Origin of the sequence: Nocardioides luteus, from assembly GCF_014648595.1 — a bacterium.
Classification (GTDB): Bacteria; Actinomycetota; Actinomycetes; order Propionibacteriales; family Nocardioidaceae; genus Nocardioides; species Nocardioides luteus.
Genome location: NZ_BMRK01000014.1, coordinates 123,139 through 136,444, shown reverse-complemented (window position 1 = coordinate 136,444; position 13,306 = coordinate 123,139). Strand labels below are relative to the sequence as shown.

12 protein-coding genes are annotated in these 13,306 nt (G+C 68.5%); 8 read left to right on the top strand and 4 right to left on the bottom strand.

The genetic code is table 11. The annotated features are described in order from the left end of the window. The first annotated feature begins 99 nt into the window (after positions 1–99). Positions 100–921 (top strand): TatD family hydrolase, encoded by an 822-nt coding sequence (locus tag IEY81_RS17365; protein WP_189119746.1) that lies wholly within the window; start codon positions 100–102, stop codon positions 919–921. 69 nt (positions 922–990) lie between these two features. On the opposite strand, the gene IEY81_RS17360 is transcribed toward IEY81_RS17365, so the two are convergent. Further along, complete coding sequence (locus tag IEY81_RS17360) at positions 991–3,321, bottom strand: immune inhibitor A domain-containing protein (RefSeq protein ID WP_189119745.1); 2,331 nt, start codon at positions 3,319–3,321, stop codon at positions 991–993. A gap of 600 nt (positions 3,322–3,921) precedes the next feature. On the opposite strand from IEY81_RS17360, the gene IEY81_RS24280 reads away from it, so the two are divergent. Genes IEY81_RS24280 through IEY81_RS17345 form a run of 3 tightly spaced genes read left to right on the top strand, consistent with a single transcriptional unit; the run spans position 3,922 to position 6,762 of the window. Then, positions 3,922–4,959 carry a resuscitation-promoting factor gene (locus IEY81_RS24280; protein ID WP_271188426.1) on the top strand — a complete coding sequence of 346 codons (1,038 nt, stop codon included), beginning with the start codon at positions 3,922–3,924 and terminating at the stop codon, positions 4,957–4,959. A gap of 34 nt (positions 4,960–4,993) precedes the next feature. After that, positions 4,994–5,863 (top strand): 16S rRNA (adenine(1518)-N(6)/adenine(1519)-N(6))-dimethyltransferase RsmA, encoded by an 870-nt coding sequence (gene rsmA / locus IEY81_RS17350; protein ID WP_189119743.1) that lies wholly within the window; start codon positions 4,994–4,996, stop codon positions 5,861–5,863. Continuing rightward, positions 5,860–6,762 carry a 4-(cytidine 5'-diphospho)-2-C-methyl-D-erythritol kinase gene (locus IEY81_RS17345; protein ID WP_189119742.1) on the top strand — a complete coding sequence of 301 codons (903 nt, stop codon included), beginning with the start codon at positions 5,860–5,862 and terminating at the stop codon, positions 6,760–6,762. The genes rsmA and IEY81_RS17345 overlap by 4 nt, the downstream gene beginning before the upstream one ends. Before the next feature lie 123 nt (positions 6,763–6,885). Here the strand turns inward: IEY81_RS17345 and IEY81_RS17340 are convergent, their stop codons facing one another. Then, positions 6,886–7,698 (bottom strand): IclR family transcriptional regulator, encoded by an 813-nt coding sequence (locus IEY81_RS17340; RefSeq protein WP_189119741.1) that lies wholly within the window; start codon positions 7,696–7,698, stop codon positions 6,886–6,888. A 220-nt stretch (positions 7,699–7,918) separates the two neighbouring features. After that, positions 7,919–9,181 carry a TetR/AcrR family transcriptional regulator gene (locus IEY81_RS17335; protein ID WP_189119740.1) on the bottom strand — a complete coding sequence of 421 codons (1,263 nt, stop codon included), beginning with the start codon at positions 9,179–9,181 and terminating at the stop codon, positions 7,919–7,921. A 107-nt stretch (positions 9,182–9,288) separates the two neighbouring features. Here IEY81_RS17335 and IEY81_RS17330 point away from each other — a divergent pair, with 107 nt between their 5' ends. Continuing rightward, positions 9,289–11,103 carry an ABC-F family ATP-binding cassette domain-containing protein gene (locus IEY81_RS17330; RefSeq protein WP_189119739.1) on the top strand — a complete coding sequence of 605 codons (1,815 nt, stop codon included), beginning with the start codon at positions 9,289–9,291 and terminating at the stop codon, positions 11,101–11,103. A gap of 6 nt (positions 11,104–11,109) precedes the next feature. On the opposite strand, the gene IEY81_RS17325 is transcribed toward IEY81_RS17330, so the two are convergent. Then, complete coding sequence (locus IEY81_RS17325; protein WP_189119738.1) at positions 11,110–11,598, bottom strand: MarR family winged helix-turn-helix transcriptional regulator; 489 nt, start codon at positions 11,596–11,598, stop codon at positions 11,110–11,112. A 111-nt stretch (positions 11,599–11,709) separates the two neighbouring features. Between IEY81_RS17325 and IEY81_RS17320 the strand changes: the two genes are divergently transcribed. The 3 genes from IEY81_RS17320 to IEY81_RS17310 all read left to right on the top strand — a co-directional run bounded on the left by IEY81_RS17320 (position 11,710) and on the right by IEY81_RS17310 (position 13,301). Continuing rightward, positions 11,710–12,507, top strand: coding sequence for a methyltransferase domain-containing protein (locus IEY81_RS17320; RefSeq protein WP_189119737.1), 798 nt, complete (start codon positions 11,710–11,712; stop codon positions 12,505–12,507). Then, positions 12,507–12,884: a VOC family protein gene (locus IEY81_RS17315; protein ID WP_189119736.1), complete on the top strand. Its 378-nt coding sequence runs from the start codon at positions 12,507–12,509 to the stop codon at positions 12,882–12,884. The genes IEY81_RS17320 and IEY81_RS17315 overlap by 1 nt, the downstream gene beginning before the upstream one ends. Positions 12,885–13,034: 150 nt before the next feature. Further along, positions 13,035–13,301: a metal-sensitive transcriptional regulator gene (locus tag IEY81_RS17310; RefSeq protein WP_008362591.1), complete on the top strand. Its 267-nt coding sequence runs from the start codon at positions 13,035–13,037 to the stop codon at positions 13,299–13,301. Positions 13,302–13,306: the final 5 nt, after the last annotated feature.

The following is a 13,306-nucleotide window of genomic DNA, read 5'->3' as shown; positions in this document are numbered from 1 at the left end:
AAAATCGACGCCGAGAGGTCAGTCAACTGACCTCTCGACGTCGATCTCTGACGCCTCGGCGCCGATTTCTGACTTCTCGGGGGATCTAGGATTCCTCGTGTGAGTTTTCCGCCGCTTCCCGAGCCGCTGCCTGCGCCTGTCGTCGACAACCACACCCACCTGGACATCGTCCGGGGCGAGGAGGGTCTCCCGGTCGAGGAGGCGCTCGCCCGGGCGGCAGAGGTGGGGGTCACCCGGGTGGTGCAGGTCGGTTGCGACCTGCCGGGGGCGCGCTGGGCGGTGGAGGCGGCCGAGACGTACGACAACATGGTCGCCGGTGTCGCGCTCCACCCCAACGACGCGCCGAACCAGCCCGACCTCGAGGCAGCGCTCGACGAGATCGAGAAGCTGGCCGGGGCGCACGACAAGGTGCGCGTGGTGGGGGAGACCGGGATGGACTTCTTCCGCACCGACGAGAGCGGCCGAGAGACCCAGGCGTACTCGTTCCGGCGCCACATCGACATCGCCAAGCGGTTGGACAAGACGCTGATGATCCACGACCGCGACGCCCACGACGCGGTGCTCGAGGTGATCGACAGCGTCGGCCCGCCCGAGCGCTGGGTGATGCACTGCTTCTCCGGCGACGCCGACTTCGCCCGCCAGTGCCTCGACCGCGGTGCGTATCTCTCCTTCGCCGGCACGGTGACGTTCAAGAACGCGCAGTACCTCCGTGATGCGCTCGCGATCACGCCCCAGGACCGCATCCTGGTCGAGACCGACGCGCCGTTCCTGACGCCGCACCCGCACCGCGGCGCGAACAACTCCAGCTACATGATCCCGGCGACGATGCGGGTGATGGCGGAGGTACGCGGCGACGATCTCGAGGCGCTGTGCCGCGCTGTCAACACCAACACCGAGACCGCCTTCGGTGGCACCTGGTGACCCACCGGCGCTGAGACGGACGAAGGGCCCGAGGCGATCGTCTCGGGCCCTTCTCGATGGTGGATCAGGTCAGGAGACCTTGATCTGCATCGTGCCCTTCTTCTCGTTCGAGGAGAGGACCTTGATCTTCACGCCGCTGCCGGCGGTCTTGGTGGAGTGCGCCGGGTTGGACGGGTCCCAGTAGGCCGTCTCGGAGCTGTCGTGGAAGGTCGACACGCTCTGGTGCTTCGGCACGTCGAGAACGTTGTTCTCGCCACCGGCGACCTCGGCCTCGAGGTGCAGAGCGTCGGCACGGTCGACGTCGAAGGTCGCGTCGTAGCCCTGCATCCGGCCCCGGGCGATGCTGCCGTCCGACCACAGGTTCGCCTTCGCGGTCGAGTCGATCGGGAGGGCCTGGCCACCACCGGGGTGCTGCGAGGTGTTGTTGTCGGTGTAGGCACCGTTCTGGTACCAGACCAGCAGACCGTCCTGATAGGCGTAGTGGTCCACCTTGTCAGGCGCCGAGACCGCGTAGTCGAAGCTGTACGGGCCCGTGGCGAGGGTCTTGTCGTAGCCCATGTACTGCCGGTTCTCGGCGATGTAGAAGCGCGGGTACGTCTGGGTGTAGGTCCCGTCGGTGATGCCCATGTACTCCTTGACGGTCCAGTCGTCGAAGGACGAGAAGTCCGTGCTGTAGGCCGAGCCGACCGACAGGTCGTCGACGGCGAAGCCGTAGTAGTGCAGGCCACCGTCGTTCGCGGTGCGGAAGCGGAGCTGCACGTCCTGGCCGGCGTACTCGGAGAGGTCGGCGGTCAGGTCGACGTACTCCTGCGGGTCGTGGTCGGCGCAGTTGACGTCGCACGAGCTGTCGGAGGTGCCGTGGATGCCGTTGTTGTACTCGGCCGAGGAGAGGTTGGTGGCCAGCGGGGACGACCAGGTGGCGCCGCCGTCGGTCGAGGCCTCGAGGAAGGTGAAGTCGTACTCCGCCTCGAGGTCGTACTTCACCTTGGCCGAGAGAGTGCCGCCGTCGGGGACGGTGATCGCCGGGCTCACCGCGGTGGCGGTGCGGTCGTCGCCCTTGCCCGAGTAGAGGAAGGTCGTACCGGACGAGCCCTCACCGACGTCGTGGGTGGTCTCCCCGTCAGGCAGGTTGACCACGAGCGCCTGCGGGGTCTTGTCGCCGGTGTCGTGGTAGCTCGGACCCAGGGTCAGCTTCTTCGACGTGCCCGCCTCGACGGTGTCGTGGTTGAGCCAGCCGAGGAAGAGCTTCTCCGGGGCACCCATGTGGTTGGGGGTGGTGCCGATGGTGCCGTCACCGTGACCCAGCCAGGAGCCGGAGCTCATCAGGGTCCAGAAGCCGGTGCCGTTTTCGCCGCCGGCGGTGTCGTAGAAGTCCGGCAGACCGAGGTCGTGGCCGAACTCGTGGGCGAAGACGCCCAGGCCGCCGTTCTCGGGCTCGGTGGTGTAGTCGCGGATCCAGATGTCGGTGTTACCGATCTTGACGCCGCCGGCCTTCGGGAAGTCGGCCGGACCGTCGGAGCCGGAGGCGTTCGCGGCCCAGCGGTGCGACCAGATGGTCCACGGGTCGGCGCCGGCCTCCTCGCCCTCGCCGGAGTGGATCGCCTGGAAGTGGTCGATGTAGCCGTCGGGCTCGTTGAAGTTGCCGTCGCCATCGAGGTCGTAGCGGTCCCAGATGTCGAAGTCCTTCAGGTACTCCGTGATCTCGGCGTCGGTCTTGCCGGAGGCCTTCTGCGACTCGTACCAGGCGTTGGCGGTGTCCTGGATGTAGTTCTTCATCGAGGTGGCGGTCTCGTCGCCGTCCGCGCTCTGGTAGTAGGACTCCGCGTGCGGGAGCGTGATCCAGTCGCTGACGTCACCCTGGAGGTCGAAGCGGCCGCTCGACATCTCCTTGTAGGCGTTGTGGAAGGACTCCTTGCCCTTCGTCTGGTCGAAGAACATGTCCATGTAGTGGTCGCGCGAGAAGTCCTCCTCCCAGTAGGTGGAGTTGTCGTCCTCGGCGGGCGGGGCGATCTCGTTGTGGAGCGGGCCCGAGGTGTTGTCGGGGAAGGCCGGGTTGCCGCCCTCGCCGAACTCGACCAGGAAGCTCAGCAGCTGGGACTTCTCGGTGGGCTCGTGCTCCACCCAGCGGGCGTTCTTGCCCTTGCCCATCTTGACGACCTTGCTGCCGTTCTTGGTGACGGTCTGCTTCTCGCCGGTGGCGACAGCATTGGCGGCGTTGGTCTTCAGCTCGCGACGCTTGGTGTTGAGAGCGTCGGGCTTGTCATCGACCTTCTGCTTGACCGCAGCGGCGGCGGGCGTGCCCGTCTCCTCCGCTGCGTTCGCCGACGAGTGGGTCAGGGCGACCGGCGTCACGCCGGCGACCGCGACCGCGGCGAGAACGCTGGTTAGGCGTCTGTTCATCGTTCCTCCGGAGTCTGGTGACATCGCGCACATCTGCCTTCCCCGAGAAATGACCGGCACGACGGGCCATCACGACACAGATGGCTGTGGAGTACAACACCAAGCAACCCAGTTACCTGTAAAGGATTTGTCGCCTATTGGCCATAGACCGCGATATTTCGTGGCGGGATTACGACATGCACCGTGATCAACCGGCTTGACCTGCGATTTTGCCATGGTGAATCGCACATGTGTGATTCGCTGCGACAGGGATTGACAGCTCGATCTGGCGCTGTTTTGAGGCCGAGATTGCACGCTTGTAATTGCGTACGGATCGAGTGGCGAACTTGCATTTAACCGACGCGTTTTGTTCCGCTGGAGGACGAATAGCCGGGATCGGGACAGATCCGGGCGGTGTTTGGGGGTGGGCCTCAGCGCGTCGATCGACAGATTGCGCAGCACCGCGCGCCCGTGCCCGGGGGGATCGAACATCGGAGCATCGTGCCCGTCAGCAGCACCAATTCGTGGTACCGCAACATCGCTTCAACTCGCCGCCGTAAAGCCGTCCTGGTCGGCGGCCTCGCCGCAGCAGTAGTTGCCGCAGGGGGCGCGGCATACGCCGTGAACACCGCGCAGACCGACGTCATCGTCTCGGTCGACGGGAAGGCCAAGGACGTCAGCGTCCACGCCGACACCGTCGGCGAGGTTCTCGAGGCCGAGGGCATCAAGGTCGGTGACCGTGACGCCGTGGCTCCGTCGGTCGACACCAAGGTCGAGGACGGCAGCGCGATCAGCGTCCGCTACGCCCGTCAGCTCAGCCTCGACGTCGACGGCAAGGCTCAGGATCACTGGGTCACCGCGACGACCGTCGGCGGCGCGCTCGCCGAGATCGGTCGCGACTTCGACCGCGCCGAGCTCTCGACCAGCCGCGGTGCGTACATCGGTCGTGACGGGATGTCGCTCGACGTCGTCACGCCGAAGACCATCGAGGTAGAGCTCGCCGGCAAGAAGGCCAAGAAGGTCAGCGTCACCGCGCTGACCGTCGGTGACGCGCTCGAGGACCTCAAGGTGGATCTCGAGCGTCGTGACAAGGTCACCCCGGCGGCCGACAAGGCCCTGAAGTCCGGCCAGAAGATCGTCTTCACCGACTTCTCCGCGAAGAACGAGAAGGTCGCCCGCGAGACCATCGAGGCGCCCGTGGAGAAGCGCGAGGACGACTCGCTTCCGAAGGGCGAGACCGAGGTCGTCGAGGAGGGCGCCGACGGCGTCCGTTCGGTGACCTACCGGATCGTCTACAAGAACGGCGAGGCGGTCTCCAAGAAGGTCCTGAAGCAGAACGTCCTCGACAAGCCCGAGACGCGCATCATCAAGGTCGGCACCAAGGAAGAGGCCCCGGCGGCCAACTTCGCCGGCGGCAGCTCTGTCTGGGATCAGATCGCGCAGTGCGAGTCCGGCGGCAACTGGGCCATCAACACCGGCAACGGCTACTACGGTGGTCTCCAGTTCGACGCGCAGACCTGGCACGCGTACGGCGGCTCGGGTCTCCCGCACGAGAACAGTCGCGAGACCCAGATCTCGATCGCGGAGAAGGTCCGTGACGACCGCGGTGGCTACGGCTCCTGGCCTGCCTGCTCGCAGAGCCTCGGCCTGCCGCAGTAGGGCTGTTTCGGCCTTCGGGCCATAGTCTGTACCCATGACCGACCGCACCCCGCCGCGCCTGTTGGGCCCGGCGGAGGTGCGGTCGCTCGCGTCTGAGCTCGATCTGCGCCCCACCAAGCAGCGGGGGCAGAACTTCGTGATCGACGCCAACACCGTGCGCCGGATCGTCCGCGAGTCCGGCGTCGACTCCTCCGACGTCGTCGTGGAGGTCGGCCCCGGCCTCGGCTCGCTCACCCTGGCCATCCTCGAGACCGGCGCGCGGGTGACCGCCATCGAGATCGACGAGGTGCTCGCCGAGCGGCTGCCGCGCACGATCGAGGAGTACGCCCCCGACCAGGCCGACGCCTTCAGCCTGCTCCGCGCCGACGCCCTGCGGGTCGACTCCGTGCCCGCCCCGCCGCCGACGGCCCTGGTCGCGAACCTGCCCTACAACGTCTCGGTGCCGGTGCTCCTGCACCTGCTGTCCCTGCTGCCGTCGCTGCGCCACGGCCTGGTGATGGTGCAGGCCGAGGTCGCCGACCGGCTCGCGGCCAAGCCCGGCTCCAAGGTCTACGGCGTCCCGTCGGTCAAGGCCGCCTGGTACGCCGAGGTGCGCCGCGCCGGCGCGATCGGCCGCAACGTCTTCTGGCCGGCTCCCAACGTCGACTCCGGCCTCGTCTACTGGAAGCACCGCGAGCCGCCGTCGACGGAGGTCTCCCGCGAGGAGGTCTTCGCGGTCGTCGACGCCGCCTTCGCCCAGCGCCGCAAGGGGCTGCGCGGGGTCCTCAAGCCGCTGGCCGGTTCGGCCGAGGCGGCCGAGAAGGCCCTGGTCGCCGCCGGCATCGACCCGCTGGCTCGCGGCGAGTCCCTGACGATCACCGACTTCGTACGCATCACCGAATCGCTCCAGAGGGTCCCGTCATGACGATCACCGTCCGTGCCGCCGCGAAGTTCAACCTGCACCTCGGCGTTGGACCGGTCCGGGAGGACGGCTATCACCCGCTGGCGACCGTCTACCAGGCGATCGGTCTCTATGACGACGTCACGGCCGGCGAGAGCGACGCCTGGGATGTCGAGCTCACCGCGGAGGACCACATCGCGCTGGGGGAGATTCCGAGCGGCGACGACAACATCGTGATCCGCGCCGGCAAGCTCCTCGCCGCCCACCACGGGATCGACCGGGCGGCGAAGATCGCGATCCACAAGGGCATCCCGGTCGCCGGCGGGCTCGCAGGAGGCTCTGCCGACGCGGCCGCCACCCTCGTCGCCCTCGACCGGCTCTGGTCGCTGGAGACCCCCGACGAGGAGCTGCTGAGCCTGGCGGGGCAGCTCGGGTCCGACGTACCCTTCGCGCTCATCGGCGCGACCGCCGTCGGCGGCGGCCGGGGCGAGCTCGTCGAGCCGCTCACCGACAACGGCGACTGGTGGTGGGTCGTGGTCGGCAACGAGCAGGGTCTCTCGACGCCTGCGGTCTACCGTGCCTTCGATGAGCACGCGGGGGCCGACGTCGCCGACCCGGAGGTGCCCGAGCGTCTCCTGATCGCGCTGGAGAAGGGCGACCCGGAGCTCCTCGCCGCCGCCCTCGACAACGATCTGCAGACCCCCGCGCTGGCGCTGCGTCCCGACCTGGCGCAGACCTTCGCCGACGGCGAGGAGGCCGGCGCCTTGGCCGTCCAGCTCTCCGGCTCCGGGCCCACCGTCCTCATGCTCTGCCGCGACGCCCCCCACGCCCGCGAGGTCGCCGGCGCCCTGCAGGCGAAGTCGTACGACCGCGTCTGGACCGCCCCTGCCCCGGTAGCCGGCGCCCACGTGCTCACCTACTGACACCCCCGCCGAGACGGCAGAAATCGACGCCGAGACGTCAGTTATCGACGCCGAGAGGTCAGGAGAAGTGACGCCTCGACGTCGAAATTCGACGCCTCGGCGTCAGATTTCGACTTCTCGGGGTCAGGCGGCGCTGGAGACGACCTCGTCGGAGATAGCGGCGGCGGCACGGCGCAGGTGGCGGGTGATGCTGGCGGCGTTGAACCCGGCCGCGCTCCCGGAGACGGAGACGGCGGCGATCGCGCGGCCCTCCATCATGATCGGTACGGCGGCGCAGACGATGCCGAGCTGAGCCTCCTCCCGGTCGAAGGCGATGCGCTCGCTGTTGGCGCGGCGGAGCTCGGAGAGGAACTTCGCCGGGTCGCCGTGCGAGTGACGGGTGCGCCGGACCAGGCCGGACTCGAGCACGGCCGCGATGTGGTTGCGGTCGCTGAAGGAGAGGATCGCCTTGCCGAGCGCGGAGCAGGCTGCGGGTGCTCGCCCGCCGACGTACGTGTCGGTCTGGATGCCGCCGCGGCCGGCGATCTTCTCGAGGATGACGATGTCGGTGCCCTCGAGGATGGCCAGGTGGACGGTCTTGCCGGTCGCCACGTAGAGCTCGGCGAGGTGGGGCATCGCGGTCTCCCGGATGCCCTGCGGACGACAGATCTGCACCGCGTTGCCGAGCTCGAAGAGCCGGCGGCCGAGCACGTAGTGGCGGCCGGTGCGCTCGACGTATCCGCTCTGCTCGAGGTGGCGCAGGAGGCGGAAGGCGGTGGACTTGGGCAGCCCCGCGGTGCGAGCGATCTCGCTGACACCGAGCTTGGGGCCGGCTCCGAGAAATGCCTCCAGGATCTGGAGAGCCTTCGTCGCAGACGGGGTTGCCGAAGAGGTCGTCCTCGGGGCACCTTCATGGTCGTGCTGACTAGCCAGGGTGGGGATAGCAGAGACGCTCATGGGGGGATCTCCTTACTGAGACAGAAACCCACCACGATGGGGGGATCTGGTGGCTCTGACTCTCTGTGACAGCAGTCACTGTAACGATCGTTCCGGAGGTTGTGGCGGAAATGTTGGATAAATCTCATTCCTGACCTGCGGAAATAGATGACACGGCACATATTTCTATGCGTTTTCGACCGTTAGCGTCGTAGATCGTCTGTGGATCTACGGTAGTAGGTCAGTGACTGACCTGTGCATGAAACGGCGTCGCGGTGACCAGTCGCGCCAGCAGGTCGGAGGTCGTGGCCGGTGGCATGTCGGCGCTGTCGAGGGCCTCGGCGAAGAGGAGTCCGTCTACGATCACGAGCAGTAGCGCGGCCATGCCGTCGGCATGTTCCGGACCCTCCTCGGCAAGGGCTCCGCGGAACCATCCGGCGAACTCGTCGCGCGTCCGGCGGCGTACGTCGAGGAACCGGTCGCGCCCCGGCAACGGCTCGGAGCGCTTGGGGAGCACCAGCATCAGGCCGATCCGCAGGAACGGCGGAAGCTGGTGGAGGCTGGCCAGCAGCGGCGTCAGCATCCGGGGCAGCTCGGTCGTGCAGTCGCAGGCCTCCGCCGGGGGCTGCCACGACGGCTGCGTGCGGTTCCAGTCGCGGTAGGAGTCGTCGACCGCGGCCGAGAAGAGGTCGTCCTTGTTCTCGAAGTGCCAGTAGACCGAGGAGGCCGGCAGCTTCGCCGCGGCACAGATCCGGCTGATCGAGGCACCCTCGTAGCCGCTCTCCGCGGCGACCTTCAGCGCCGCGGCGAGTAGCTTCTCGCGGCTGCTGGTCGGTTCCTCTGCAGATGTGAGCGGCAGGTCCGCCTCCTCCGGGGCGATCGCCGGGTCGTGATCCCGCAGCCGGTCCACGATCGCGACCAGCCCGTCGGCCAGCCGCTGCCGGAGCTGGTCGAGGTCGGCGTAGTCGTCGGCCTGGACATGGATGAAGAGGCCGTCGTGAGCAGCGAGGGTCAACCGGGCGAGCACGCGGCTGTGCGCAGGAGGGAGGCCGGTCGCGGCGGACCACCACTGCTCGAAGTCGCTCAGGGTCCGGACGCGGATGCGGAGGAAGCGCTCCCGGGGCCCGTCGCCGACCGTCGGCCCGGACTCGAGGGCGAGCATCAGGCCCATCCGCCACCAGTCGGCCCTCGCGTCGAGCGTGGCCGAGGTCGTACGCCGCAGCCGGGTCAGCAGCGCCTCGCGGAGGTCGACCCCGGGTGAGGCGGGCTTCCAGCGCGGGACCAGCCGGTAGAAACGTCGATGGCCGTGCTCGAGCGCCTCGGCGAGCAGCTCGTCCTTGTTGGAGAAGTGCCAGTAGAGGGACGACGGCGGCAGGCCCGTCTCGCGACGGACGAGCGCCATCGTGGTGCCGACGTAGCCGCGCTCGGCGGCGAGGCGGAGGGCAGCTTCGAGTATCGCCTGACGCGAGCCGTGCTTGTGCTCGCGGAGCGACTTCTCGACCATTGCACGGAGTCTAAGCAGGTCAGGGGCTCTTCGTCCGCCCGGCGTGCCGCTGGATGGCCGCCGCGATGCGGGCCGCCTCACCGCCCTCGGGGAGAATGGGAGGCGATATGGCGAACCTCCTCAACCTCGAGCACGTCTCCAAGGCGTACGGCATCCGGCCCCTCCTCGACGACGTCTCCCTCGGCATCAGTGCCGGGGACCGGATCGGCATCGTCGGACGCAACGGCGACGGCAAGACGACGCTGCTGCAGGTGATGACCGGGCTGGAGGAGCCCGACTCCGGCCGGGTCTCGCGCCAGCGGGGGCTGCTGGTCGGCTTCCTGCACCAGGGCGACCAGCTCGTCGACACCTACAGCGTCCGCGAGGCCGTGCTCGGCGGACGCTCCGACCACGAGTGGGCCGGCGTACCCGCGCTGCGCGAGATCGTCGAGCAGCTCCTCGCCGGGATCGACCTCGACCGAGCCGTCATGGGGCTGTCCGGCGGTGAGCGGCGCCGCTGCGCGCTGGCCGAGCTGCTGCTCGGTGAGCACGACCTGATCGTCCTCGACGAGCCCACCAACCACCTCGACGTCGAGGCCGTCGCCTGGCTCGCCTCCCACCTCGCCGCGCGCTCCTCCGCGCTCGTCGTCGTGACCCACGACCGCTGGTTCCTCGACGCCGTCTGTCAGTTCACCTGGGAGGTCCACGACGGCCAGGTCGACGCCTACGAGGGCGGTTATGCCGCGTTCGTGCTCGCCAAGGCGGAGCGTCAGCGTCAGGCGGCCGCCTCCGAGGTACGCCGCCAGAACCTCGTCCGCAAGGAGCTGGCCTGGCTGCGCCGCGGCGCTCCGGCACGCACCTCGAAGCCGAAGTTCCGCATCGACGCCGCCAACCAGCTCATCGAGGACGTGCCCCCGCCGCGCGACCGCTTCGAGCTGCAGAAGTTCGCCACCCAGCGGCTCGGCAAGGACGTCATCGACGTCGAGGACGTCGACCTCTACCGCGGCGAGCGGCAGCTGCTCTCGCACGCCACATGGCGCATCGGCCCGGGTGACCGCATCGGCATCGTCGGCGTCAACGGCGCGGGCAAGACCTCGGTGCTCTCGCTCCTGGACGGCTCGCTCCCGCCTGCGGCGGGGAAGGTACGCCACGGCCGCACGATCGCTCTCCAGCACCTGACCCAGCAGCTCGACGACCTCGACCCCGAGGCGCGCGTCCTGCCGACGGTGGAGTCGATCAAGCGCGTCACCAAGACGACCGACGGCCAGGAGCTCTCGGCCACCTCGATGCTCGAGCGGTTCGGCTTCACCGGCGACAAGCTGGTGACCCGCATCGGCGACCTCTCCGGTGGCGAGCGCCGCCGCTTCCAGCTGCTGCGCCTGCTGCTCACCGAACCCAACGTGCTGCTCCTCGACGAGCCCACCAACGACCTCGACATCGAGACGCTCAACGTCCTCGAGGACTTCCTCGACGCCTGGCCCGGCACCCTCATCGTCGTCTCCCACGACCGCTACTTCCTCGAGCGCGTCACCGACTCCGTCTGGGCGCTCCTCGGCGACGGCCAGATCTCCATGCTCCCCCGAGGCGTCGACGAATACCTCGAGCGCCGCCTCCCCGCCCCCGCCGAAAAGGCACAAACCGACGCCGAGACGTCAGAAAATCTCGGCGAGACGTCAGAAATCGACCCCGAGACGTCAGTTTCCGCGCAGCCCAAGGCCAAGGCCGGCTCCGCCGAGGAGCGCGCGGCGAAGAAGGTCATCGCTCGCATCGACAAGCAGCTCGAGCGGATCTCCGAGCAGCAGCAGAAGCTCGAGGTCGCGATGGCCGAGGCGGTGAACGACTACACCCGCCTCGCCGAGCTCAGCGCCGAGCTCGACCAGCTCTCCGCGGAGAAGGACGAGCTCGAGATGGAGTGGCTCGAGGCCGCCGAGGTGATCGAGTAGCGACGCTCAGGCGGAGAACGGCACCAGCAGCCGGCGCAGCAGATCGGTGAGCTGGCTGCGCTGAGCGTCGTCGAGGCCGTCGAGGAACTCCCGCTCGGCGGCGAGCAGGGCCTCGAAGGCGCTGTCGACGGTCGCCTTGCCGTCCGGGGTCAGCCGGACGAGCACGCCGCGGCGGTCGGCCGGGTCGGGCAGGCGCTCGACCAGGCCGCGGGAGGCGAGCCGGTCGACGCGGTTGGTCATGGTGCCGCTGGTCACCAGGGTCTCGCGCAGCAGCCGGCCGGGGGAGAGCTCGTAGGGCGCGCCCGCGCGCCGCAGCGCGGCGAGCACGTCGAACTCCCAGGACTCGATCCCAGAACCGGAGAACGCGTCGCGACGGGCGAGATCGAGGTGGCGCGAGAGGCGGGAGAGTCGCGAGAAGATCTCGACGGGGCCCAGATCCAGGTCCGGCCGCTCGTGTGCCCAAGCCTCGCTCAGGTCGTCGACTTCGTCGCGCATGGCGCGAGCCTAGCCCACGATCGCCTCATCGAGAATCTTGACATCGAGAGAAGTCGGGAGGACGATCGGGATATCTTGACATCAAGAGATTCTGCTGAGAGGACGTACGCCATGACCGCATGGGACCCCGAGCGCTACCTGACCTACTCCGACGAACGCGGGCGGCCGTTCGTCGAGCTTCTCCGCCGGGTCGACGCCGACCACCCGAAGACCGTGGTCGACCTCGGCTGCGGACCGGGGAACCTGACGGCGCTGGCCGCCGAGCGCTGGCCGACGGCGCGGGTCGTCGGCCTGGACTCCAGCTCGGCGATGGTCGACAAGGCTCGGGCGAGTGTCAGCGGCATCGACTTCGCGGTGGCAGACCTCCGGGACTGGGCGGAGTCGGCCGCGCCCGGCTCGGTCGACGTACTCCTCTCCAACGCCACACTCCAGTGGGTCCCCGGCCATCTGGAGCTGCTTCCCGCGCTCGCTCGCGCGGTGCGTCCCGGAGGTTGGTTCGCCTTCCAGGTGCCCAAGAACTTCGACGAGCCCAGCCACACCGTGCGCGCCGAGTTCGCCGCCGAGGAGCCGTACGCAGCGCACACCCGCCACCTCGAGGCGCCGGCATCGCACGAACCTGCCGCCTATCTGGACGCACTGGTGCGGGAGGGGTTCGCGGTCGACGCCTGGGAGACCACGTACCTGCATGTGCTGACCGGCGAGGACGCGGTCTTCACCTGGATCTCCGGGACGAGCCTGCGGCCGACGGCGGCCGCCCTCGAGAAGGCCGGGCTCTTCGAGCCGTTCGCGGACGAGCTCAAGAAACGTCTCGCGCGGTCCTATCCGCTACGAGAAGATCCGGTAGGAAACAGTTTCGTCCTGCTCCCGTTCCGTCGCGTCTTCGTAGCCGCCCGCAAGCTGGAGGCCTGATGCGCATCCACCACGTACAGGTCGGTATGCCCGCTGGCGGCGAGCACGCGGCTCGGGCCTTCTATGCCGAGGGCCTCGGGCTGGCCGAGGTGCCGAAGCCCGTCGCGCTCGCCAAGCGCGGCGGCGCCTGGTTCCGCTCACCAGGTGGCGCGGAGATCCACCTCGGAGTCGAGGATCCGCACCGACCACCGGTCAAGGCCCATCCGGCCCTGGCGGTCGAGACCGAGGCCGAGCTCGAGGAGCTCGGCGCAAGGCTGGCGGAGCTCGGCTTCGACGTCGACTGGAGCCAGCGGCACAACGCCGAGGACTTCCAGCGCTTCCACGTCCGCGACCCGTTCGGCAACCGCGTCGAGATCGTGTGGCCGACCGGTGACTAGCACGAACTGGCCTTCCATGTGGGCGAAATCCGGAATCAATCGGAAAGAGGCGTAACGCGCACTGGTCTGGACCGTTGTCCCCCGGGGGATACAAGAACGATGCCAGGAATGATGCCAGAAACGATGGAAGGCAAGACTTTGACTGACGACGTGACCGTCCCCCAGCCTCGGGACGCGGAGACGACGAGCGTGGTCAATCGAGTCCGCCGGGCTCAGGGCCAGCTCGGCGGCGTGCTCCGCATGATCGAAGACGGCCGTGAGCTCGCCGACGTTGTCGGCCAGCTCAAGGCAGTGACCCGCGCCCTCGACAAGGCAGCCTTCGCGCTGCTCTCCAACGAGCTGCGTCGTGCGCACGCCGACGGAGACCGCCCGGAGCAGATCGAGGAGCTCGAGAAGGTCTTCCTGTCCCTCTCCTGATCTCG

What these genes read in the sequence shown, in the direction of transcription:
- IEY81_RS17345 (WP_189119742.1), top strand. Translation starts at nt 5,860, where the DNA reads ATGACGATCACCGTCCGTGCCGCCGCGAAGTTCAACCTGCACCTCGGC.
- IEY81_RS17325 (WP_189119738.1), bottom strand. Translation starts at nt 11,598, where the DNA reads ATGCGCGACGAAGTCGACGACCTGAGCGAGGCTTGGGCACACGAGCGG.
- IEY81_RS17315 (WP_189119736.1), top strand. Translation starts at nt 12,507, where the DNA reads ATGCGCATCCACCACGTACAGGTCGGTATGCCCGCTGGCGGCGAGCAC.
- IEY81_RS17320 (WP_189119737.1), top strand. Translation starts at nt 11,710, where the DNA reads ATGACCGCATGGGACCCCGAGCGCTACCTGACCTACTCCGACGAACGC.
- rsmA (WP_189119743.1), top strand. Translation starts at nt 4,994, where the DNA reads ATGACCGACCGCACCCCGCCGCGCCTGTTGGGCCCGGCGGAGGTGCGG.
- IEY81_RS17330 (WP_189119739.1), top strand. Translation starts at nt 9,289, where the DNA reads ATGGCGAACCTCCTCAACCTCGAGCACGTCTCCAAGGCGTACGGCATC.
- IEY81_RS17335 (WP_189119740.1), bottom strand. Translation starts at nt 9,181, where the DNA reads ATGGTCGAGAAGTCGCTCCGCGAGCACAAGCACGGCTCGCGTCAGGCG.
- IEY81_RS17360 (WP_189119745.1), bottom strand. Translation starts at nt 3,321, where the DNA reads ATGAACAGACGCCTAACCAGCGTTCTCGCCGCGGTCGCGGTCGCCGGC.
- IEY81_RS17340 (WP_189119741.1), bottom strand. Translation starts at nt 7,698, where the DNA reads ATGAGCGTCTCTGCTATCCCCACCCTGGCTAGTCAGCACGACCATGAA.